The organism is Flavobacterium filum DSM 17961, assembly GCF_000425465.1.
Lineage (GTDB): Bacteria > Bacteroidota > Bacteroidia > Flavobacteriales > Flavobacteriaceae > Flavobacterium > Flavobacterium filum.
This window is the reverse complement of the sequence record NZ_AUDM01000004.1, coordinates 206,039-227,071: the sequence shown is the minus strand read 5'-3', so window position 1 is coordinate 227,071 and position 21,033 is coordinate 206,039. Positions and strand designations below refer to the sequence as shown.

Here is a 21,033-nt window from a genome sequence, read left to right as displayed (position 1 = left end):
ACTTTTAAAATTAAAAACGATAACCAACATTAATACCTACTCGGGAAATATAATCCGGACTTTCGCCGGAGCTGAATAGATTTTTACCCATTCCCACAAAAATATCGATACCCAGTTTTTCTTTGATGTAAAATTTGTGTCCAATGGCTCCACCTATAGCAAAATCGGAATAATCTTTTTGAACCGCTTCATAATAACCATTGTTATTTTCATCTACCAATCGCTCCAATTCTCTATATTTACCTTGGTTGGATGAAACAAAAACTTCTATAAAATAGTAACGAATTTGACTTTTAGATAATGAATATCGAACAAAAGGAATAATTTGATAGTCTTCTAACGTTCTATTTTTACCCAATTCAAAATCTTCTTCACGGGATTTACTTTGGTTAAAATTACCACTCACACCTACTGAAAAATCATCAGATAAAAAGCGTTCATAACTTAGATGTACTTTTCCAAAGGCAACTATAGAAAAAACATCAAATTTAAGTTCATTTTTTCCTAAATCAAATTTTTGGTTATCTTGAGCGGAAACCAAACAAAAACTGAATAAAAAGAGAAATATTATTTTTTTCATTGCAATGAATTATAGGTTGTAAATATATAAAAAAAGGGTTGCCGTATAGCAATATTTAACGATTTAATTCTTTTACTAATTCAACGTTAATGCACCTAGAATTTCTTCTGACATAAATGGTCCACCCGGATATCTTGCTGTGTAATCTAAATTTAACCAAATCTGACCTCGCTCATCAATATGATAATGAATTTCTTTGTTTTTACTTTCGTCAATAAACAAAACCTCTTTTATCAAATAAACAGCCGCTTCTAAATCTGCTTTTTGACCTACTAACATCTCCGGATAAATATGTCCGCCAGTGTGAATTAAACGTGGTGTACCACCAATAGCACGAATACAAGCAGCCATCAAAATTGCATGGTCATCACAATCTCCCGAAAAATGCAACAAACTTTCACTTGCGTAGGCAATATATTCTTGTCCTTTTGGGTCATTTACGTAATTCCAACGGTTACGGATTTCTTTAAATACGGCAAAACATTGTATCATTTTACGGTATTTTTGCTGGCCTTTGATGTCTCTAAAGTGTAATGTAGTTGCGGTTAAAGCAAAATTTCGAACTTCACGATTGTCAAAGTCAATTGCTTTTATGATTTGTGTTTTGTTAGGAAAAGGCAATAATTTTGAAATCACAATATCTTGCGGATTTGGGTTTTCCGTCATGGAATAAATCATAAAACCGTAATTCTGAAAAACAGTTGCAAATCCATAACCCCCAAAAATAGTACCGTAAATCAAAAAAATGAAATAAACCGCGATACCTAAAAGAAGTACAGTTTTTATTAAACGAAGTATCAATTGGATAATTAATAATAAAAGAATGGCAATTACTATTCTGTCAAATGAAAATGGCCACTCCGGATCTTTTAAGTTTAGATGAATAATGAGGAATAAAGGTATGGCTATTAATATATTCAAAATAAAAATAATTACGTCATCCCAAGGTTTTTTGACTTGGAATTTCGTTTTTAAATCTTGAAATTGATAGGTTCCGAATACTTTCATTTACACTAAAACGAAATATTGACTACAAGCAATATACCATTTCTGCAAAAGTACTTTTTTTATTGATAAGGTTTAGGTCAAAAAGTTGATTTTGAACTTTGTTTAACGTTTCCTGCGTTATATTTTTTTGTGACCATTTGGTTTGACTTAACCATTGGTTGATATCCTCAATTTTTTGGTTGTATCGCTCAGCTAAGGTACGATTAATACTTGGAATATCTTTAAATTCAGCAGTTGTGGCATTGATAATTTCTAAAATGTGTTCAATAGTTTGTGCATGCGTTTGAAGTAATTCTTCCCGAACAGCAATCACAAAACATGGCCACGGAGTAGGACAGTCGGCAATTCTACGAAATGTACCGTTGTCAACCAAAGGTTTGGTCATGAACTTTTCCCACATAAAATAATCAGCTTTTCCGTTGGATAAAGCTTCAACCGCACCATCAATCGTGTTGACGATTTCAAAATCTAAAGCATCTGTTTTCCATCCTTGATTTTGAGCATTCACAATTGCCATTAAATGTGAACCGGAACCCATTCGGCTTATCGCTACTTTGGTATTTTCTAAATCAGAAAGAGTTTGATATTTTGATTTTGCATCCACGTGAATTCCCCAAATAAGTGGACTTTCCACATACACTTGAACTATTTTGGATGGATTTCCGGCAGTAATATCTTTTACAATTCCTTCGGAAAGAATCACAGCAATATCTGTTTCGCCATCACGAAGAAGTTGACACATCTTTCCGGTTCCTTCGGGAACATCTGTCCATTGTAAATCGATTCCGGCTTCTTCAAATTCTCCGTTTTCTAGGCACAAATGCCATGGTAAGTTGAAATGTTCGGGTACGCCGGCTATTTTGATGGTTTTCATTATCGGGTTTAAAAGTTTAAAGGTTTAAGAGTTTAAGAGTTTGAGAGTTGCCACCATTTCCAAATCACACTCTCATTATCCGGATAATCTTCCATAAACTGAAAACCTACTTTTTGCAATACATGGTTAGAAGCTCCGTTTTGAGCATGTGTGTAAGCGTGCATTTTGTCAATGTTCATTTGGTTAAATCCATAGTCTAACCAAGCAATTGAAGCTTCTGTTGCATAACCTTTGTTCCAAAAATTTTCGTTTAAACGGTAGCCATAATCGTAGAAGTTGGTATTTCCGTTTTCAATATGATCGTTTACGAATTTAATTCCTGTCCAACCAATAAATTCACCTGTTTCTTTTAGGATTGTAGCAAAGCGACCAATTTTATTAGCTACATATTGCATTTGCACCATTTCAATAATCTTGATGGTTTCATTTATGTCTTGCGTTGGACTTTGCCATAAATAGGTATGAACATTCGGATTATTATCCATTTCAAACATGGCTTCGGCATCACTAAGTTCAAGCGGACGGAGGAGAAGGCGATTGGTTTCGAGGATTAAATTCATATTCTAATTTTTGAAAACAAATTGAAATAATTAACAAAATTCTGAAATATTTGTTTGTATGATATTTGACACATTGACAAATAGACTCATTGTCAAATTATTCAGCCAATTTATCCAATGCATATTCAATCAATGCATCCACCGCTTTGTATGGATCTTCGCTAAATGTTCCGTTTGCACGGTTGGCAATAATGGCGTTCAATGACAAGCAATTATGACCTAATAATTTTCCTAAGCCATAAATAGCAGCTGTTTCCATTTCTAAATTGGTCATTTGAATGCCGTTGTAATTAAATGCATCCATTTTAGAATTTAGTTCTGCATCTTGAATGTTTAAACGCAATACACGTCCTTGTGGACCATAAAATCCGCCTGCTGTTCCGGTAAAACCTTTCTTAATCTGATTGCTCTCAAATTTTTTAATTAGTGAATTACTTCCTTTAATCACATACGGACGGCCTTTTCGTAAATCCCAATCTGTTTGTTTAATAAAGGCTTCTTCAATGTCTTTTTCGGAAACCGCATCAATTAAATAGGAGCGAAGCATGTTATCAAGTCCTAATCCGTAGGCACTCATCACAAAACTATCAACCGGAATATCGGCTTGCAACGAACCGGATGTTCCAATGCGAACAATGTTTAACGAAGTTAATTTGCCTTTAATGGTTCTGGTTTTTAAATCGATATTGACTAACGCATCGAGTTCGTTCATCACAATATCAATATTGTCCGGACCAATTCCGGTGGACATAACAGACATTCTTTTTCCTTTGTACATTCCGGTTTGTGTCTTGAATTCTCTTTTTTGGGTTGTAAATTCAATGGAATCGAAATGTTTGGTGATTTTTTCTACCCGATTTTGATCACCCACAAAAATAATGTCGTGAGCAATTTGTTCCGGCAATAAATTGATGTGATAAACACTGCCGTCGGGGTTTAGTATTAATTCGGATGATTGTATCATTTTTTTGAGGTGCTAAGGTGCTGAGGAACTAAGGTTCTAAGGTAAATTCAAAATAACTTGAAACCTTGAACTTGAAACAAAAATCATCCACCAACACGTTTGGTTTTAAATCCTTTATCTTTTAAAAATTGCATTATTTTGTCACGGTAATCACCTTGAATGATGATTTCGCCGTCTTTGAAACTTCCGCCTACGGCAAATTTGCTTTTTATTTCTTTGGCTAAGATTTTAAAGTCTTCATCGGTTCCATCATAACCTGAAATAATGGTAGTAGGTTTGCCTTTTCGTTTTTCGTACTGACAAATCATTGGTTCTTTTTGAACATATAATTCGTGTGGCGTATCATCAACTTGTTCCGGTTCGTTGGAAGGTTGATGGTCTGGAAAGAGTTTTTTGAGTTGTTCGTTTAGGTCCATTTATCTGAGTGGCTGAGAAGCTGAGTATCTGAGTAACTGAGAAAAAAACTCAGCAACTCAGTATCTCAGTAACTCAGTAACTTTAAATCAAAAAAGACATCAAGCCAAAACTCAATGTCTTTCTATTATGAGTTAATAAAATTTACTTCTTAATCAATCCCAAATCAACCAAACGTTCATGAAGAAATTCTCCTGCAGAAATGTCTTCGTATAATTTTGGATTATTTTCATCAATACAATCTTCCAAAACATCCAAACGCATGTCGCTTACAGGATGCATGAAGAATGGAATGGAATAACGTGAAGTTCCCCATAATTCTCTTGGCGGATTCACTACTTGATGAATAGTCGATTTTAATTTATTGTTGGTATGACGAGATAACATATCGCCCACATTAATCATCAATTCATCCGGCTCTGCCATCGCATCAATCCAATCGCCGTTGTGGTTTTGCACTTGTAATCCTTTACCTTGTGCTCCCATCAATAAGGTAATCAAGTTGATGTCGCCGTGAGCCGCTGCACGAACGGCATCTTTTGGTTCATCTGTAATTGGAGGATAATGAATCGGACGTAAAATACTGTTTCCGTCTTTGATGTATTTATCAAAATAGAATTCATCTAAACCTAAATACAAAGCTAAAGCTCTCAACACATAAACACCTGTTTTTTCCAACATTTGATAGGCTTCTTTACCCACCTCATTAAATTTTGGAAGTTCTGTAACTTCAACATTATCAGGATATTCTCCGGCATATTTTGAACCTTCACTTACATATTGACCAAAGTGCCAAAATTCTTTTAAATCACCTGCCGAACGACCTTTTGCATGTTCCTTACCAAAAGAAACATAACCACGTTGCCCACCAATTCCGGGGATTTCATATTTGGATTTTGTTTCAACTGGAAGTGTGAAAAAGTTTCGCACTTCGCTATATAATTCATCCACCAAACGATCATCTAAAAAATGACCTTTAAGGGCTACAAACCCTATATCTGAATAAGCTTTTCCGATTTCATTTACAAATTTTTGTTTGCGTACCGGGTCATCCGATAGGAAATCACGCAAGTCAACACTAGGAATTTTTTGCATATTAAATTATTGTTTGTTAATAACTCAAAGTGAGTTGAGTGCTTGTAAATACAAATGTAAATAAATATTTTGTTATGCAAAATTGAAAGTTATTAACAGTCGCGAAAACGTTTTATAAAAAAGTATCACAAAACGAATAGAATTTGTTATTTTTTGTACTTTTGGGAGCGTTTTAAAACACCCAAATTATGCTTTTTGATAGAAAAAATCTTTCCGACACGACACTTCTTGATTTATACATTCGTTTACTTAAACCCCGTTTAATTGAAGAAAAAATGCTCATCTTGCTTCGTCAAGGTAAAATTTCTAAATGGTTTTCAGGTATTGGACAAGAAGCGATTTCGGTAGGGATTACATCTGCGTTAGACAGAGATGAATATATTCTACCCATGCACAGAAATCTTGGAGTTTTTACTACACGAGATATTCCGTTACAGCGATTATTTGCTCAGTGGCAAGGTAAAAAAAGCGGTTTTACTAAGGGGCGAGATCGTTCGTTTCACTTTGGAACACAAGAGTATAAAATCATTGGAATGATTTCGCATTTGGGTCCGCAATTGGGTGTGGCAGACGGTATTGCTTTAGCCAATAAACTCCAAAAAAACGGTAAAATTACCGCAGTTTTTACCGGAGAAGGTGCTACTAGCGAAGGTGATTTTCATGAAGCTTTAAATATTGCTTCGGTTTGGGATTTACCTGTTTTATTTGTCATTGAAAATAATGGTTACGGACTTTCAACACCAACAAACGAGCAATACCGTTGTGCAAATTTAGCAGATAAAGGAATTGGTTACGGTATGGAAAGTTATATCATTGACGGAAATAATATTTTAGAAGTATTTACAAAAGTAGCTGATTTAAAGGCTTCACTTCGTGAAAATCCGAGACCTGTTTTATTGGAATTTCAAACGTTTAGAATGCGTGGACACGAAGAGGCCAGTGGTACTAAATACGTTCCTCAAGATTTGATGGATGAATGGGCTCAAAAAGATCCGATTGATAATTATAGAGAATATTTGAAAGAAATAGGTTTGTTAACCAATGAATATGACGAAGCTATTCGAACTGCTTTCAAGCAAGAAATGGACGAACATATCCGTTTGGTTTTTGACGAACCTGATTTTGTTGCAGATTTAAGTGAAGAGTTAAATGATGTATATAAACCGTATCAATTTGAAGAATTTACACATTCATCAGTAACTGAAAATATTCGTGTAATTGATGCGATTACGCAAAGTTTAAAACAATCTATGGAACGCCATCCTAACTTGGTTATCATGGGTCAAGACATTGCAGAATACGGTGGAGCTTTTAAAGTTACCGATGGTTTTGTGAACCTTTTTGGTAAAGATCGTGTTCGCAATACGCCGATTTGTGAGAGTGCAGTGGTTTCTGCCGGAATGGGTTTATCCATCAACGGACACAAAGCCATTGTAGAAATGCAGTTTGCCGATTTCGTTTCAACTGGGTTTAATCCAATCGTGAATTTATTAGCAAAACAACATTACCGTTGGAATGAAAAAGCAGATGTTGTTGTTCGTATGCCTTGTGGTGGGGGAACGCAAGCCGGACCGTTTCACTCGCAAACTAACGAAGCGTGGTTTACCAAAACACCCGGTTTAAAGGTGGTTTATCCTGCGTTTCCGTATGATGCAAAAGGATTATTAAATACTGCAATTAACGACCCGAATCCGGTGATGTATTTTGAACATAAACAATTGTATAGAAGCATTTATCAAGATGTTCCATCGGATTATTATACGATTCCGTTTGGAAAAGCAGCTTTGTTGAAAGAAGGTACACAAGTGACCATCATTTCTTTTGGTGCCGGAGTGCATTGGGCTTTAGAAACATTATCCAAACATCCTGAAATTAGTGCGGATGTGTTGGATTTACGTACGTTGCAACCTTTGGATACTGAAGCTATCTTTAAATCCGTTAAGAAAACCAACAAATGCATCATTCTTCATGAAGATACCATATTTGGTGGTATTGCCAGTGATATATCTGCGATGATCATGGAAAATTGTTTTGAGCATTTGGATGGTCCGGTGCGAAGAGTTGGCAGTTTAGAATCCCCAATTCCATTTGTGAAAGCATTGGAAGAACAATATTTGCCCAAAGAACGATTTGAAAAGGAATTACTTGAATTAGTAGCATATTAATTTTAGAGAGGCGTTTGCCTCTTTTTTTTTTTGCCTTATTTTATCAACCGAAAACGATTGAAATTCATTTTTTTTGGCTTTTATGAATAGAAGTCAACAAACCTGATATTTATCAGATTTTACTGTTTTCCTTCCTCTTAACTTTGTTTAAAATTTAAACATTGTTTGTTATGAATCTATCTCATATTGAACACATTGGTATAGCCGTAAATAGTTTAGAAGAAGCCATTCCGTTTTGGGAAGAAAAATTAGGATTAAAATGCTACAAGATTGAAGAAGTAAAGGAGCAGAAAGTAAAAACGGCTTTTTTTCAAATTGGGCAATCCAAAATTGAGTTGTTGGAATCCACTGACTCGGATGGACCGATTGGAAAATTTATTGAGAAAAAAGGGGAAGGCATTCATCACTTAGCGATTGCTGTAAAGGGTATTCAACAAAATTTAATGGAATTAGACGCAAAAGATGTTCAACTAATTGACAAAACACCTCGCAAAGGTGCAGAAGGGTTGGATATTGCTTTTTTGCATCCAAAATCAACGCACGGAGTTTTATTGGAACTCTGCGAAAATAATAACCGGTAAATCACTCATCATGGAAAGTGAAAAACAAATCAAAAAACTCTTAGATAAGCGAGCAGAAGCCCGTTTAGGAGGTGGTCAAAAGAGAATTGACACGCAACATGCTAAAGGAAAATTAACCGCTCGTGAACGCATTGAACTCTTGTTGGATGAAAATAGTTTCGAAGAGTTTGATATGTTTGTCACGCACCGAAGTACCAACTTTGGTTTAGAAGAACAAAAATATTTGGGAGATGGAGTAGTAACCGGATTTGGTACTATTGATGCACGATTAGTTTATGTTTTTTCACAAGATTTCACTGTTTTTGGAGGTTCATTATCAGAAACGTTTGCTCAAAAAATCTGTAAGGTGATGGATATGGCTTTAAAAATGGGAGCTCCTATCATCGGAATCAATGATAGTGGTGGGGCAAGAATTCAAGAAGGGGTGACCAGTTTGGCCGGTTATGCTGAAGTTTTCCAACGTAATATCATGGCATCGGGAGTGATTCCACAGATTTCAGCAGTGTTTGGGCCTTGTGCAGGTGGTGCGGTTTATTCACCGGCGTTGACTGATTTTATCATGATGACCAAACAAAACAGTTATATGTTTGTGACGGGGCCAAAAGTGGTTAAAACCGTTACCGGAGAGGTCGTTACAGATGAACAATTAGGTGGAGCAATGGTGCACGGAACCAAATCCGGAGTAACTCATTTTATAGCTGAAGACGAGCAAGAAGGCATCTTATTGATACGAAAATTATTAAGTTATCTTCCACAAAATAACTTAGAAGAACCGCCTTTATCCGTTTGTTTAGACCCAATTGAACGAATGGAAGATGAACTGAATACAATCATACCTGAAAATCCAAACAAGCCATATGATGTTAAAGAAGTGATACATTCTATTGCCGATGAGAAAGAGTTCTTTGAAGTACATCGTCATTATGCTCCAAACATTGTTGTTGGTTATGCTAAATTTAACGGACAACCGGTAGGCATCATCGCCAATCAACCGAGTTATTTGGCCGGTGTTTTAGATATTAATGCTTCGCGTAAAGCAGCCCGATTTGTCCGTTTTTGTGATGCCTTTAATTTGCCTTTGGTTACCTTAGTAGATGTTCCCGGATTTTTACCCGGTACTACACAAGAATATGGCGGAATTATTCTTCATGGGGCTAAATTATTGTTTGCTTATGGTGAAGCTACCGTTCCGAAAGTTACGATTATTTTGCGTAAAGCGTATGGTGGAGCCTATGATGTAATGAGTTCAAAACATTTGCGTGGCGATATTAATTATGCGTGGCCCAATGCAGAAATTGCCGTGATGGGGCCTAAAGGAGCCATAGAAATTCTATACCAAAAAGAGTACATGCAAATTGAGGATGAAGAAAAAAGAGCCTCATTTATTGCCGAGAAAACGGAAGAATACAAACAAAAGTTTGCCAATCCTTATAATGCCGCCAGTTATGGTTATATTGATGATGTAATTGAACCTAGAAACACACGTTTTCGTATTATTCGTGCCTTACAATCGCTGTCTACTAAGAAAGTGGTGAATCCGCCAAAAAAACATTCTAATATCCCACTCTAATATGAATGCTCTATTTTTTTTAGTTCAAGTAAGTACGCACAAAGATGCAGCGGAATTTGCCCGTTTGGATCCTTATGGAATTGGAATGACGTTAGTGGCTATGACTGTTGTTTTTCTTTCCCTTTTGATTTTGTATGTACTTTTTAAAAACATTGCCAAGCTATTTTCTTACGACTTTAGAAGTAAAATAACTCGACAAGAACATCCTATCCTAAAAGACGGCACTGCCACCTTAGAATTAGGAGCTGCTGTAGCAATGGCAATTCACCTTTATCAGCAGGAATTGCACGACCATGAAACGGCTTTGTTGACCATCAAAAAAATTAACCGAAGTTACTCGCCATGGAATTCTAAAATCTATGGTTTGCGAAAAGAATTAAAATAATCGGACATGAAAACATTCAATTTTAAAATAAACGGAAACCGGTACGAAGTTGTAATCGATAATTTAGAAGAAAGCACTGCTCATATTCAAGTAAACGGTGTGGACTATACGGTAGAATTAGAACAAAAATCAACAGTAGTTAAAACTCCTAAATTGGTTCGTTCTGTTGCTATACCCTCTACAGATTCTACTGAGGCTACTGCAAAAACCAGCTCACCATCTGCTCCAAAAGGTGGCGGAACCATTAAATCACCACTACCAGGAGTAATCTTAAAATTGCATGTTAAAGTGGGTGACACGGTGCAACTTTCACAGGAATTAATTACGCTTGAAGCCATGAAAATGGAAAACAGTATTCAAGCTGATAAAGCCGGAATAGTTGAAGCGATTCATTTTTCTACCGGTGATGCGGTGATGGAAGGCGATGTGTTAATGACCATAAAATAGGAAATCATGAGTGAGTTTTGGAGTTTTTTAGTTGAACACTTAGAGTTGTTTTTTACTTACACTGCTTTTGCAAATTTTACTATTGGACATGCGGTGATGATTCTTATTGGATTGATTTTTATTTATTTGGCCATTTTTAAAGAATATGAACCGATGTTATTGGTTCCGATCGGATTTGGAATTTTAATTGGAAACGTACCTTTTTTTCCCGGTTTGCAAATTGGGATTTATGAAGAGGGTAGTGTGTTAAATTATCTTTATTTTGGGGTAATGAAAGGTATTTACCCACCGTTAATTTTCTTAGGGATAGGGGCAATGACTGACTTTTCGGCACTAATCTCCAACCCAAAATTGATGTTAATTGGTGCCGCAGCTCAATTTGGTATTTTTGGAGCTTACATCGCTGCTTTAGCGTTAGGTTTTTTACCGGAACAAGCGGGAGCAATTGCTATTATTGGTGGAGCAGATGGTCCAACAGCTATCTTTTTATCTTCAAAATTAGCACCGGAACTTATGGGAGCAATTGCTATTTCTGCTTATTCTTATATGGCATTAGTACCCGTGATTCAACCTCCGATTATGCGATTGTTAACTACTTCAAAAGAACGTTTGATCCGGATGAAACCGCCCAGAGTTGTTTCCAGAAATGAAAAGATTATGTTTCCGATTGTTGGTTTATTGCTTACTACTTTTATTGTTCCGAGTGGATTACCGTTGTTGGGCATGTTGTTTTTTGGTAATTTATTAAAAGAAAGTGGCGTAACAAAACGTTTAGCTGATACAGCTAAAGGGTCGTTGATTGATATTGTTACGATTTTAATTGGCTTAACGGTTGGTGCTTCTACACAAGCCACTACTTTTTTAACCGGAAAATCAATAGGTATTTTTGCGATTGGTGCGATTTCCTTTGTGATTGCCACTACAGCCGGGGTTTTGTTTACCAAGTTTTTTAATTTGTTTTTGAAAGAAGGCAATAAAATTAATCCGTTGATTGGCAATTCAGGTGTTTCTGCTGTTCCGGATAGTGCTAGGGTTTCACAAGTTGTTGGTTTGGAATATGATAAAACGAACCATTTATTGATGCATGCCATGGGACCCAATGTTGCGGGTGTGATTGGTAGTGCAATTGCTGCCGGAGTTTTATTGAGTTTTTTAGGATAGTTTTACTGTAATCAATTGTCAGTAATCGGTTGAATGTTTTTGTCTTTTTGATGAGTATAAAAATGGTAGGTTTCTCAAAATTTACTATTTTTATTTTTTCAAACAGCTATGCAAAATTCTATAATTCACATTCACTACTATCATTCCCCAATTGGTGAGCTTGTTTTAGGCGATTATAATGACCAATTGTGTTTGTGTGATTGGCGATACCGCAAAATGCGAAATGAGGTTGATGCACGAATTTTAAAAGGTTTGCAAGCAGAATTTGTTGAAAATGTTACTCCTTTGTTAACCGAAACTCAGCATCAATTACAAGCTTATTTTGATAAAAAACGAACTATGTTTGATTTACCTCTTTTGTTGGTAGGAACCGATTTTCAGCAAACGGTTTGGAAGGCTCTTCAACAAATTGAATATGGTAAAACACAAACCTATATGGGTTTATCTAAGCAATTAAACAATCCAAAAGCTATTCGGGCAGTAGCTTCTGCAAATGGTGCCAATGCGATTTCGATAATCATTCCGTGTCATCGAATAATTGGTAGTAATCAAGAATTAGTGGGTTATGCAGGAGGAATATCAGCTAAGAAAAAATTATTGGCTTTGGAGCAGGGAAATCAGTTGGAGTTATTTTAAAAAAAATTGATAATGACAATCTTATGTCAACTTATTCAATTCTGATAATATTTTTTTGTCTTACTAAATTCATATTGTTTTATTTTTAACTTTGACATCGTTATGACTATTTACGTTATAGCTTTAAATTTTTTATTAAGTATAACAAAACATTGCCTCTAAGATATTGTTTTTATAATCCTGAACTAAATGAATCAAAGTGTAATTTTAAATTTTTCAAAACTCTCAAAGTCTTTGTTGTTGATTCCTTTATTTTTAATTATACTTATTATCGTTTATCTATTTACTCAAGATGCTCTGTCAATTGAGCAATATATCAGTATTCAAAAAGACTTGTTTTACATCATCAATCAAAATTTAGGTCAATACCCAACTTTTCAATATAATCTCACTCAAATAGGCGATTGTTTGATTTTCTTTGCACTTGTCAGTGTATTTTTCATTGTTACACCAAAATTATGGGAAGCTTTGTTATCAGCTTCTTTGATTTCATTAATTTTCTCGAGTACATTGAAAAAAATTTTTGCAATTCCACGTCCAGCTGCGGCATTGGATATAGAACAATGCATTATTGCGGGAAAAATTTTAAAAGGGCATAATAGTTTACCTTCGGGGCATTCCATTACTACATTTACGATTCTTACTGTGCTTTTATTTGCTTTTATGCCACAATTAAAAAAGTTAAAATTTTGGTGGATTTTAGCTGTGTTAACAATTGGATTTGTCATTGTTTTTTCTAGAGTAGGAGTAGGTGCTCACTATCCTTTAGATGTTATTTGTGGTAGCATAATAGGTTTTTTGAGTGGACTTTTAGGTATATTTTTTAATCAAAAATATCCAATTTGGAAATGGATAAATGAGCAAAAATATTATCCAATTTTTATGCTTTTATTTTTAGTAAGTGGAATATTGATTATTCAAAAATTGACGAAAGAAAATTTGATGATTTATTATGTAGCCTTAGCAACTTTAGGTTATACTTTATATAAAATTACAACTGTATATGTTAAAAAAAGAAATTAAAATAACCCATTTTGTCTTATTATTAAGTTTAATAAACTTCATTTTTTTTCATTATCCCTTTTATGTTTTTGTATTTAATAATCTTAATTACAATAGTATTAGTGGTGTTTTTGTGATTATTAGTTTAATCATTTTAATGATTATATTGAATGCATTTGTATTTTATCTTTTTTTCAATCTATCAAAATATTTTGGAAAATTCATACTCATTTTATTTTTCATACTTAATGCTTTAGCTGTTTATTTTGTAAATACTTACAGTGTTATTATTGACAAAAGTATGATTGGAAACGTGTTCAACACGAATTATGAAGAATCGAGTAGTTATTTTTCATTTAAATTAATTTTGTACCTATTATTCTTGGGTGTTTTACCAAGTATTTACGTTACAAAAGCAAAGATTATAAAAGTTACGTTTAAAAAATTTATGATTACTAGTTCACTTACCTTATTGTTTGTGCTACTATTGGTTTTTGCGAATGCGTCCAATTGGTTATGGATTGATAAAAATTCAAAACAATTAGGAGGATTAGCTATGCCTTGGTCATATACCGTCAATACTATTTCTTATTTTAACAGTAAACACAAAAAAAATAAAAAAGAAATACTATTACCCAATGCTACTATCAAAGACAACAAAAAATCCATTTTTGTTTTGGTTATAGGCGAATCAGCTAGAAGTGAGAATTTTTCTTTATACGGATATAAAAAAGAAACGAATCCATTACTTTCAAAAACCTCTAATTTACATCATTTTAATGCAACTTCTTGTACTACATATACAACCGGAAGTTTAAAATGTATTCTAGAACATCAAGATACCGGAGATTTATATGAAATATTACCAAATTATCTTCATCGAAATGATGTGGAAGTAATTTGGAAATCTACAAACTGGGGAGAACCACCTTTACACATTAAAAATTTTAAAAATAAATCGGCTCTAAAAGAATCTTGTAAAGGTGAGATATGCGACTATGATGGGATTTTATTAGAGGGTTTAAAAGAGCAAATAGAATTGAGTACTAAAAATAAAATTTTAGTGGTTCTGCATACAAGTACAAGTCATGGACCAACATACAATAAAAAATATCCGCCACAATTTGAAGTTTTTAAACCGGTTTGTAAAAGTGTAGAACTTAGTAATTGCTCACAGGAAGAATTAATTAATGCGTATGACAATACTATTGTATATACTGATTATCTTCTACATCAAGTAATAGAAAATTTAAAAGCTTTGCCAAGTTATGAAAGTGCAATGTTTTTTGTTTCTGATCATGGTGAATCATTGGGTGAGAAAAATTTATATATGCATGGACTTCCAATGAGTATTGCACCAAAAGAACAATATGAAATTCCTTTTATTGTATGGATGTCTAATCCATCGAAACAGTTAAAGCCAAGTTCTAATTTAACTCAACATCATGTTTTTCATAGTGTTCTACGATTCTTAAGTGTTGAAAGTCCAATTTATAATGAAGAAATGAATATTTTTATGAAATAATTTTTTTTGAATCTTGATTCAAGAAGATTTTGAATTGATAACTAAAATAATGTCCGGTCATCAATTTTTAATTTCAAGTAATAAGATAGATTTGAGTTAGATTTTTTTTTGACTTTAAAAGCAACTCTCAATTACAGAATGGAGAAAATTTTTGTAGCATATCCTAGATACAAATTAGAAACCCTTTTAGAAAGTTAGTTCAATTTAAAAAATCAGTATTAACTTGCTACTTATAAGGTTTTAATTAAAATCGTGAAATTATTTAAACAAAATGATTGTTGTCTGTTTTTCTGTAACAGTTCAATTAATAAACAGATATAAATTATTGATAAATATTTTGTTTTATAATTGAAAAGTAATTAAAATATTAGTGTCTTTACAAAATATTATTACAATATTTATTAAGTACGAAGGAACAATTAAGTTTTTCAATAAAGCAAAAGGCTTTGGATTTATTACCCCTAACAATGGTGGTCAGGATGTATTTGTTCATGTTACAGGTTTAAATGAAACTGTACGTGAAAATGATACTGTATCTTTTTCTATCGAAAATGGACAAAAAGGTCCTCATGCTGTGAATGTAAACGTTATCTAAAATATATTTTTACTTTTATTATTAAACCAACCCAGACAAGGTTGGTTTTTTTCTATATTTACATTAATAATATTTATGTTTTATATAAAATATATAAATAAAAATATATAAAAACTTCTTCTGAAATTTGCACTGTATAATTTTAAACCAAAACATATGACTCGAATTACAGTAGCAAAAGGTGACGGAATCGGACCGGAAATCATGGTTGCCACTTTGGCCATATTAAAGGCTGCGGGTGCACAATTGGAAATTGAAGAAATTGAGGTAGGAGAGAAGGTGTATTTATCAGGAAACACTTCCGGAATTTCAAATGAATCATGGGATGTGATTCGTCGAAACAAAATCTTTTTAAAGGCACCAATTACTACACCTCAAGGAGGAGGTTATAAAAGTTTGAATGTAACCACCCGCAAGTTTTTGGGACTATATGCAAATGTGCGTCCTTGTAAAAGTTTACACCCTTTTGTGGAAACGAAACATCCGGTAATGGATGTGGTAATTGTAAGGGAAAATGAAGAGGATTTGTATGCCGGAATAGAGCATCAGCAAACAGATGAGGTTGTGCAATGTTTAAAATTAATTAGTCGCCCGGGTTGTGAAAAAATCATTCGTTATGCTTTTGAATATACCAAGCAGCAAAACCGTAAAAAAGTAACCTGCTTTACGAAAGATAACATCATGAAACAAACAGATGGTTTATTTCACCAAGTATTTAATGAAATAGCGGCTGAATATCCTGAAATTGAAAACGAGCATTGGATTATTGATATCGGAGCAGCTAAAATGGCCGATACACCGGAAGCCTTTGATGTGATTGTGATGCCAAATTTATATGGCGATATTTTAAGTGATGTTGCCGCACAAATTACGGGTTCGGTAGGATTAGCCGGTTCTGCCAACATTGGAGAAGAGTGTTCGATGTTTGAAGCGATACATGGTTCTGCACCCAGAAGAGCGGGACAGAATTTAGCCAACCCATCAGGATTATTGCAAGGAGCAATTTTAATGTTAAATCACATTGGTCAAACAGATGTTGCGGAGAAAGTGCAAAATGCGTGGTTAAAAACGTTGGAAGACGGCGTACATACGTATGATATCTTCAAAGAGGGCAGTAGTAAAGAAAAAGTAGGTACAAAAGAATTTGCAGAAGCCGTTATTGCCCGATTAGGTCAAAAACCAGTTACATTACAACCGGTATCATATGCGGGTAGCGAGGCTCTTCAATTACCGAAATACAAACGTAAACCTGCTGCCAATAAAAGCTTGATAGGTGTGGATGTTTTTGTGCATTGGCAAGGGGAGAACCCGAATGAATTGGCAGAACAAATTAAGCAGTTAGAAAAAGAAAATTTAGTTCTAAAAATGATTACTAATCGTGGTATAAAAGTGTGGCCTGACGGTTTCAAGGAGACTTTTTGTACGGATCATTGGCGATGTCGTTTTCATGCCAAAGATGGTGGGGAAATCAATAAAAATGCTATACCTGCTATTTTACACGAGGCAAATGGTTTAGCTATTGATACCATTAAAACAGAGAATTTATATGCTTTTGACGGAAAACCAAGTTTTTCATTAGGGCAAGGACAATAATAAAAGAGAGGGGTTACACCCAAATTTGTTTAGTTTGTTTATTTATTGATTGATTATCGGCTGAATCTAATGATTTAGCCGATTTTTTTTATATCATGAGCAATCAATATTTGAGATTTTTTTTATATTTGGAAAGGAGCATTCTATTTTTAAAGGCTAACTCTTTTTACTTTAAACGATAACTATTTATGAAAAAAATTGCATTTGTTATTTTGTTATTTGTTCAGATTTCAATAGGTCAAACAGATAAAGATTCCCTATTAAAAAGAGATTTTCATCTTTTCAAAGATGAGGTAATTCAACTTACAGAGACTAAATTACATCAGATAAAGCAACAAAAAAGAGGAGAAGTAACAAAAAGATTAGATGATGATGAGGCCATAAAAATTTTAGAGATTACAAAAAAATACGGATATTTATCCAATTATAGAGTAAAGAGTATTATTGGGGAGGAATACTTTATTGATCAATTAAATGTGCATTTACTTTTTCAATGTTTTCCTGAAAAGTATAAGAAAGCGGCATATTTACTTTTAAAGGCAGAATATAAAATAGGAAACATCAAACGCTGTGATTTTGGATATTTAGTAATAGATATATTGAATGTAAAAGATTTCTCTGTATTAGAAGAATATGGAATTGTTGTAACAGAAGAGATAATTTCTGAAAAAAGTTGGATGTCTAGGTTTGAATGTTTAGATAAATAACTAAAAATTATATTTACGTTCAATAGCAAATCGAATAAGATCTGTTTTTCCTTGAACGCCAATTTTTTTCATGATATTTTTTCGATGTGAGTCAACGGTTGTTTTACTGATGAATAGATAATCAGCGATTTCTTGTGATGTTTTGCCTTCACCAATACAAACTAAAATTTCTTTTTCTCGTTGACTGAGAATAATTTCTTCTCTAGTTATTGAATCATAAGAAATAATCGGAGTATCAAAATGAGTATTTCCTTGAGCTACATTCCGGATTACTTCTATAACTTTTTTTAAAGAAGCATTTTTAATGATATATCCTTTTGCACCAGCTTCTTTCATTTGCAGAATAGCATCAAATTGTTCAAACATGCTAAATGCAATCACCTTGATTTGAGGATTTTTCTCTAAAATTATTTTAGTAGCCATGATGCCATCACATTTTGGCATCCGTATATCTGTAATGATAATATCCGGTTTTTTAATACTAGCAATTTCAATTAATTCTTCACCATTATTGGCCTCGCCAACCACTTCAATATCTTCTTCAAAGGAGAGCATTAATTTAATACCATCCAATAAAGCTTGGTGATCTTCAGCAATAACTATTCGAATCATAATGGTAAATCAATTATTATAGTAGTTCCTTTTCCGAGAATAGAATCAATTGTAAAGGAACCACCCATTTGTTCTACTTTTTTTTCAATATTCTTGAGCCCCATTCCTGTATTGGAATTTAATTTGTTTACTTCAAATCCAAATCCATTATCTTCAATAATGATATTAATATCTGTATGATTGTGTTGCGTTATGTAAATATTTACCTGACTTGCTTTAGCGTGTTTGATTATATTTGTACATAGTTCTTGAATCATTCTAAATATACCTACTTCTAATTGATTATCCAATCTTTCTTTTAGTCCAAAAGGAATTACATTAATATCCAAAAGATTTAAAATACTCATTTTGTCTGCCATAGACTTAACAGCCGGAACTAAACCTTCATTTCCAATTACACCTAAATTTTTATAATGAGCTAAATTTCTAACCTTTTGATAAGCTTCTTCAATTAATTCATCCGTTTTTTCATAAAGTTTTGACTCTTGTTCTTCCAAATCACCTTTTTGACGCTTTAAATTTTGAAAATTTAAACGAAGAGTTGCCAACATACTACCTAAATTATCGTGTAATTCATTTGCTAATTTCACTCTTTCTTTTTCTTGACTTTCCAACATAATGTCAATATTTTGCAATTCTTGTTCTTTAAGAATTGAATTCATTTTTTCTTTTTGCAATTCAATTTGTTGTTCATTTATAGTATTTTTCTTTTTAAGATTTTTTACCCATAAAAAAGCTATAACTATTGTAGTTACAATAAATCCGAGAAGGATGATTAAAATAAGTTTGTCAATTTTTTGGGTTTTTTCCAGAATTTTATTTTGGCTTTTGAGGTTTTCATTTTCAAGTGATTTTTCTTGCGTTTGAAAGTAAACATGAAATTCAGAAAGTTTATTGTCAATATCCTCTTGATTATATTCAGATTCATTTTGAGCATATTCACTTAACAATTCATATGCTGTTTTATAATCACCTATTTTTTCGAAATTTTTAGATTTAAAAAGTAAGATTAGATTTTTTAAACGCTTAACATGTTCTGTAATTGGAAGCTTTTCTGCTTCTTCTAAATATTCAATCGCTTTTATATAATTTTTTTTGTGAGTAAAACTAGCCGCTAGGTTCACGTAATTTTTACACAATTCGTTTACTCTATCTGCATTTTTGTTTAATAATAAGTTCTTTGACAGATAATAAATAGCTGAATCCGGCAAATTTAATTTTTCATTGTAAATTACGGCTAAACCATTGTAAATATTAACTAAAGTGTTTTTGTCATTCGTTTTAATATTGTGAGATAATGCTTTGAAATAATAACTCCTTGCTTTACTTATAGAATCATTAATTAATAAATGTATTGCTTTTTTATATAACCCGATAGCCATCATGCTATCATTTTTTGTACGATTGGCAAAAGCAATATATTCATTAAATAATTTAGGGGCTTCATTTTTTACATGATTAAAAGATGAATAAATTTCTGCTATTTCTAACTTTAACTCATAAACTTTGTTTTCATTTTTTAGTATTGAATATTTTTTTTGTGCTTTTAGTAAATAATTCAAAGCTTTATCCATTTGGTTTTCATTAGCATAGGCTTTTGCTTTGTAATAAAAAATTAATGCTAAATTTTCATCATTAGTATTTTTTTCAAAATCTTTTAAATAATTGATAATACTTAATGATTTTCCTTCTTTTAATAACTTCTCAATTTTATTAATATCAGGATTTTGAGCCTGTATAAAAATACTGCTTAACAAAATGTAAAGTAAAAAAAGTAAGTTTGTTTTCAAATGTAGTTGATTAGATTATAGAAATTCCAACTGTTCTCGGTTTACCACTTCCAGTTCTCAATGGATAAGCATTGGTTTGAGCACTACTTTTACGTTCAGCTGAAGAATAATAAGCAAATATTTTTTCTTTAATATCATCAATATTTTCTTCAATTAATAAATCGTCATGAATTAACAGTAATAATGTGTCTGGGGTATCCAAATCTAATGCTCTACCAGCATAATCTTCATTTAAGTCTCCTCCATCAGCAATGCTTCGTAAATCAATTTTCATTTGATAATTGTAATTATTGACGTTTGTAAATGCGTCAATTCCAAAGATTAATTGAATTGCAACAACATTTAATGTTTCATTGTTTTCCAATTTTGTACTGAAATTATAAAAATTAAAAGCATAAGGAGGAATAGATTCAACGGGAATTCCTAATTCTACATTCATTGTTTTTGCAATAGGATTAATGTATCCAATTGCTGTATAGGTTATGTCTGGCATGATTAATTAGTTTAATAGTTAATACAACCAAAATTCGACAATTAAATTTAAATAAAAAATCCCTAACAATAGGGATTTTTTATTATCTATTTTTCAAAAATATTTTGATGGTAAAAAGCAGTAAAATGAATAGAATGAAACCAATTACAATTTTATAACTTCCTTTATAATGCAGCTTATGTAAATTCAAATCTTTTCTGTAAACATAAATCATAGTTGCAACAAAAACAACAACAAAGAAAAGAGCAAACAACAATTGTCCGGTAGTAAACATAA

Annotated in this window: 23 protein-coding genes; 12 read left to right on the top strand and 11 right to left on the bottom strand. The window is 32.9% G+C overall.

Annotated features, from left to right (window positions below; genetic code table 11):
- Positions 1 to 10: 10 nt before the first annotated feature.
- The 7 genes from H601_RS0102510 to H601_RS0102480 form a co-directional block, all read right to left on the bottom strand.
- Positions 11 to 580 (bottom strand): DUF3575 domain-containing protein, encoded by a 570-nt coding sequence (locus H601_RS0102510; protein WP_026710046.1) that lies wholly within the window; start codon positions 578 to 580, stop codon positions 11 to 13.
- A 75-nt stretch (positions 581 to 655) separates the two neighbouring features.
- Positions 656 to 1,588, bottom strand: a complete 933-nt coding sequence (locus tag H601_RS0102505; RefSeq protein WP_026710045.1) for a transglutaminase-like domain-containing protein — start codon at positions 1,586 to 1,588, stop codon at positions 656 to 658.
- A 22-nt stretch (positions 1,589 to 1,610) separates the two neighbouring features.
- The gene (locus H601_RS0102500; protein WP_026710044.1) at positions 1,611 to 2,462 is read right to left on the bottom strand and encodes a substrate-binding domain-containing protein; all 852 of its coding nucleotides are present in this window, start codon (positions 2,460 to 2,462) and stop codon (positions 1,611 to 1,613) included.
- A gap of 32 nt (positions 2,463 to 2,494) precedes the next feature.
- Positions 2,495 to 3,022, bottom strand: coding sequence for a GNAT family N-acetyltransferase (locus tag H601_RS0102495; protein WP_026710043.1), 528 nt, complete (start codon positions 3,020 to 3,022; stop codon positions 2,495 to 2,497).
- A gap of 97 nt (positions 3,023 to 3,119) precedes the next feature.
- On the bottom strand, positions 3,120 to 3,986 hold the full coding sequence (locus H601_RS0102490) for a nucleoside phosphorylase (RefSeq protein ID WP_026710042.1): 867 nt from the start codon (positions 3,984 to 3,986) through the stop codon (positions 3,120 to 3,122).
- Positions 3,987 to 4,069: 83 nt separating this feature from the next.
- A complete protein-coding gene (locus H601_RS0102485) occupies positions 4,070 to 4,402 on the bottom strand; it encodes a translation initiation factor (RefSeq protein ID WP_026710041.1) in 333 nt (110 codons plus the stop codon).
- Positions 4,403 to 4,544: 142 nt separating this feature from the next.
- Positions 4,545 to 5,495 carry an isopenicillin N synthase family dioxygenase gene (locus H601_RS0102480; RefSeq protein ID WP_026710040.1) on the bottom strand — a complete coding sequence of 317 codons (951 nt, stop codon included), beginning with the start codon at positions 5,493 to 5,495 and terminating at the stop codon, positions 4,545 to 4,547.
- A gap of 188 nt (positions 5,496 to 5,683) precedes the next feature.
- Between H601_RS0102480 and H601_RS0102475 the strand changes: the two genes are divergently transcribed.
- The 12 genes from H601_RS0102475 (at position 5,684) to H601_RS0102420 (ending at position 17,862) form a co-directional block, all read left to right on the top strand.
- Entirely contained in the window at positions 5,684 to 7,660 is a 1,977-nt protein-coding gene (locus tag H601_RS0102475; RefSeq protein ID WP_026710039.1) for an alpha-ketoacid dehydrogenase subunit alpha/beta, read from the top strand.
- Between the two features lie 170 nt (positions 7,661 to 7,830).
- Entirely contained in the window at positions 7,831 to 8,241 is a 411-nt protein-coding gene (gene mce / locus H601_RS0102470) for a methylmalonyl-CoA epimerase (protein ID WP_026710038.1), read from the top strand.
- 10 nt (positions 8,242 to 8,251) lie between these two features.
- A complete protein-coding gene (locus H601_RS0102465; RefSeq protein ID WP_026710037.1) occupies positions 8,252 to 9,811 on the top strand; it encodes an acyl-CoA carboxylase subunit beta in 1,560 nt (519 codons plus the stop codon).
- 1 nt (position 9,812) lies between these two features.
- Positions 9,813 to 10,196 (top strand): OadG family protein, encoded by a 384-nt coding sequence (locus H601_RS0102460; protein ID WP_026710036.1) that lies wholly within the window; start codon positions 9,813 to 9,815, stop codon positions 10,194 to 10,196.
- 6 nt (positions 10,197 to 10,202) lie between these two features.
- Positions 10,203 to 10,643 (top strand): biotin/lipoyl-containing protein, encoded by a 441-nt coding sequence (locus H601_RS0102455; RefSeq protein ID WP_026710035.1) that lies wholly within the window; start codon positions 10,203 to 10,205, stop codon positions 10,641 to 10,643.
- A 6-nt stretch (positions 10,644 to 10,649) separates the two neighbouring features.
- Positions 10,650 to 11,804, top strand: a complete 1,155-nt coding sequence (locus H601_RS0102450; RefSeq protein WP_026710034.1) for a sodium ion-translocating decarboxylase subunit beta — start codon at positions 10,650 to 10,652, stop codon at positions 11,802 to 11,804.
- A gap of 108 nt (positions 11,805 to 11,912) precedes the next feature.
- Positions 11,913 to 12,440, top strand: coding sequence for a methylated-DNA--[protein]-cysteine S-methyltransferase (locus tag H601_RS0102445; protein WP_026710033.1), 528 nt, complete (start codon positions 11,913 to 11,915; stop codon positions 12,438 to 12,440).
- Between the two features lie 189 nt (positions 12,441 to 12,629).
- Positions 12,630 to 13,463, top strand: coding sequence for a phosphatase PAP2 family protein (locus H601_RS0102440; RefSeq protein ID WP_026710032.1), 834 nt, complete (start codon positions 12,630 to 12,632; stop codon positions 13,461 to 13,463).
- A complete protein-coding gene (gene eptA, locus H601_RS0102435) occupies positions 13,444 to 14,967 on the top strand; it encodes a phosphoethanolamine--lipid A transferase EptA (protein ID WP_026710031.1) in 1,524 nt (507 codons plus the stop codon). Before H601_RS0102440 ends, eptA begins: the two co-directional genes overlap by 20 nt.
- A 370-nt stretch (positions 14,968 to 15,337) precedes the next feature.
- A complete protein-coding gene (locus tag H601_RS0102430) occupies positions 15,338 to 15,562 on the top strand; it encodes a cold-shock protein (protein ID WP_276976138.1) in 225 nt (74 codons plus the stop codon).
- A 156-nt stretch (positions 15,563 to 15,718) separates the two neighbouring features.
- Positions 15,719 to 17,155: an NADP-dependent isocitrate dehydrogenase gene (locus H601_RS0102425; RefSeq protein ID WP_026710029.1), complete on the top strand. Its 1,437-nt coding sequence runs from the start codon at positions 15,719 to 15,721 to the stop codon at positions 17,153 to 17,155.
- A 188-nt stretch (positions 17,156 to 17,343) separates the two neighbouring features.
- Positions 17,344 to 17,862: a hypothetical protein gene (locus tag H601_RS0102420; RefSeq protein ID WP_026710028.1), complete on the top strand. Its 519-nt coding sequence runs from the start codon at positions 17,344 to 17,346 to the stop codon at positions 17,860 to 17,862.
- Here the strand turns inward: H601_RS0102420 and H601_RS0102415 are convergent, their stop codons facing one another.
- The 4 genes from H601_RS0102415 to H601_RS0102400 all read right to left on the bottom strand — a co-directional run bounded on the left by H601_RS0102415 (position 17,863) and on the right by H601_RS0102400 (position 21,031).
- Positions 17,863 to 18,474, bottom strand: a complete 612-nt coding sequence (locus tag H601_RS0102415) for a response regulator transcription factor (protein ID WP_026710027.1) — start codon at positions 18,472 to 18,474, stop codon at positions 17,863 to 17,865.
- Positions 18,471 to 20,264: a tetratricopeptide repeat-containing sensor histidine kinase gene (locus H601_RS0102410; protein WP_156900326.1), complete on the bottom strand. Its 1,794-nt coding sequence runs from the start codon at positions 20,262 to 20,264 to the stop codon at positions 18,471 to 18,473. The genes H601_RS0102415 and H601_RS0102410 overlap by 4 nt, the downstream gene beginning before the upstream one ends.
- A gap of 10 nt (positions 20,265 to 20,274) precedes the next feature.
- Positions 20,275 to 20,757 carry a hypothetical protein gene (locus H601_RS0102405; protein WP_026710025.1) on the bottom strand — a complete coding sequence of 161 codons (483 nt, stop codon included), beginning with the start codon at positions 20,755 to 20,757 and terminating at the stop codon, positions 20,275 to 20,277.
- A gap of 82 nt (positions 20,758 to 20,839) precedes the next feature.
- Complete coding sequence (locus tag H601_RS0102400; RefSeq protein ID WP_026710024.1) at positions 20,840 to 21,031, bottom strand: hypothetical protein; 192 nt, start codon at positions 21,029 to 21,031, stop codon at positions 20,840 to 20,842.
- Positions 21,032 to 21,033: the final 2 nt, after the last annotated feature.

Coding starts and splice junctions, on each gene's coding strand:
- H601_RS0102510 (WP_026710046.1), bottom strand. CDS start 580: ATGAAAAAAATAATATTTCTCTTTTTATTCAGTTTTTGTTTGGTTTCC.
- H601_RS0102505 (WP_026710045.1), bottom strand. CDS start 1,588: ATGAAAGTATTCGGAACCTATCAATTTCAAGATTTAAAAACGAAATTC.
- H601_RS0102500 (WP_026710044.1), bottom strand. CDS start 2,462: ATGAAAACCATCAAAATAGCCGGCGTACCCGAACATTTCAACTTACCA.
- H601_RS0102495 (WP_026710043.1), bottom strand. CDS start 3,022: ATGAATTTAATCCTCGAAACCAATCGCCTTCTCCTCCGTCCGCTTGAA.
- H601_RS0102490 (WP_026710042.1), bottom strand. CDS start 3,986: ATGATACAATCATCCGAATTAATACTAAACCCCGACGGCAGTGTTTAT.
- H601_RS0102485 (WP_026710041.1), bottom strand. CDS start 4,402: ATGGACCTAAACGAACAACTCAAAAAACTCTTTCCAGACCATCAACCT.
- H601_RS0102480 (WP_026710040.1), bottom strand. CDS start 5,495: ATGCAAAAAATTCCTAGTGTTGACTTGCGTGATTTCCTATCGGATGAC.
- H601_RS0102475 (WP_026710039.1), top strand. CDS start 5,684: ATGCTTTTTGATAGAAAAAATCTTTCCGACACGACACTTCTTGATTTA.
- mce (WP_026710038.1), top strand. CDS start 7,831: ATGAATCTATCTCATATTGAACACATTGGTATAGCCGTAAATAGTTTA.
- H601_RS0102465 (WP_026710037.1), top strand. CDS start 8,252: ATGGAAAGTGAAAAACAAATCAAAAAACTCTTAGATAAGCGAGCAGAA.
- H601_RS0102460 (WP_026710036.1), top strand. CDS start 9,813: ATGAATGCTCTATTTTTTTTAGTTCAAGTAAGTACGCACAAAGATGCA.
- H601_RS0102455 (WP_026710035.1), top strand. CDS start 10,203: ATGAAAACATTCAATTTTAAAATAAACGGAAACCGGTACGAAGTTGTA.
- H601_RS0102450 (WP_026710034.1), top strand. CDS start 10,650: ATGAGTGAGTTTTGGAGTTTTTTAGTTGAACACTTAGAGTTGTTTTTT.
- H601_RS0102445 (WP_026710033.1), top strand. CDS start 11,913: ATGCAAAATTCTATAATTCACATTCACTACTATCATTCCCCAATTGGT.
- H601_RS0102440 (WP_026710032.1), top strand. CDS start 12,630: ATGAATCAAAGTGTAATTTTAAATTTTTCAAAACTCTCAAAGTCTTTG.
- eptA (WP_026710031.1), top strand. CDS start 13,444: ATGTTAAAAAAAGAAATTAAAATAACCCATTTTGTCTTATTATTAAGT.
- H601_RS0102425 (WP_026710029.1), top strand. CDS start 15,719: ATGACTCGAATTACAGTAGCAAAAGGTGACGGAATCGGACCGGAAATC.
- H601_RS0102420 (WP_026710028.1), top strand. CDS start 17,344: ATGAAAAAAATTGCATTTGTTATTTTGTTATTTGTTCAGATTTCAATA.
- H601_RS0102415 (WP_026710027.1), bottom strand. CDS start 18,474: ATGATTCGAATAGTTATTGCTGAAGATCACCAAGCTTTATTGGATGGT.
- H601_RS0102405 (WP_026710025.1), bottom strand. CDS start 20,757: ATGCCAGACATAACCTATACAGCAATTGGATACATTAATCCTATTGCA.
- H601_RS0102400 (WP_026710024.1), bottom strand. CDS start 21,031: ATGTTTACTACCGGACAATTGTTGTTTGCTCTTTTCTTTGTTGTTGTT.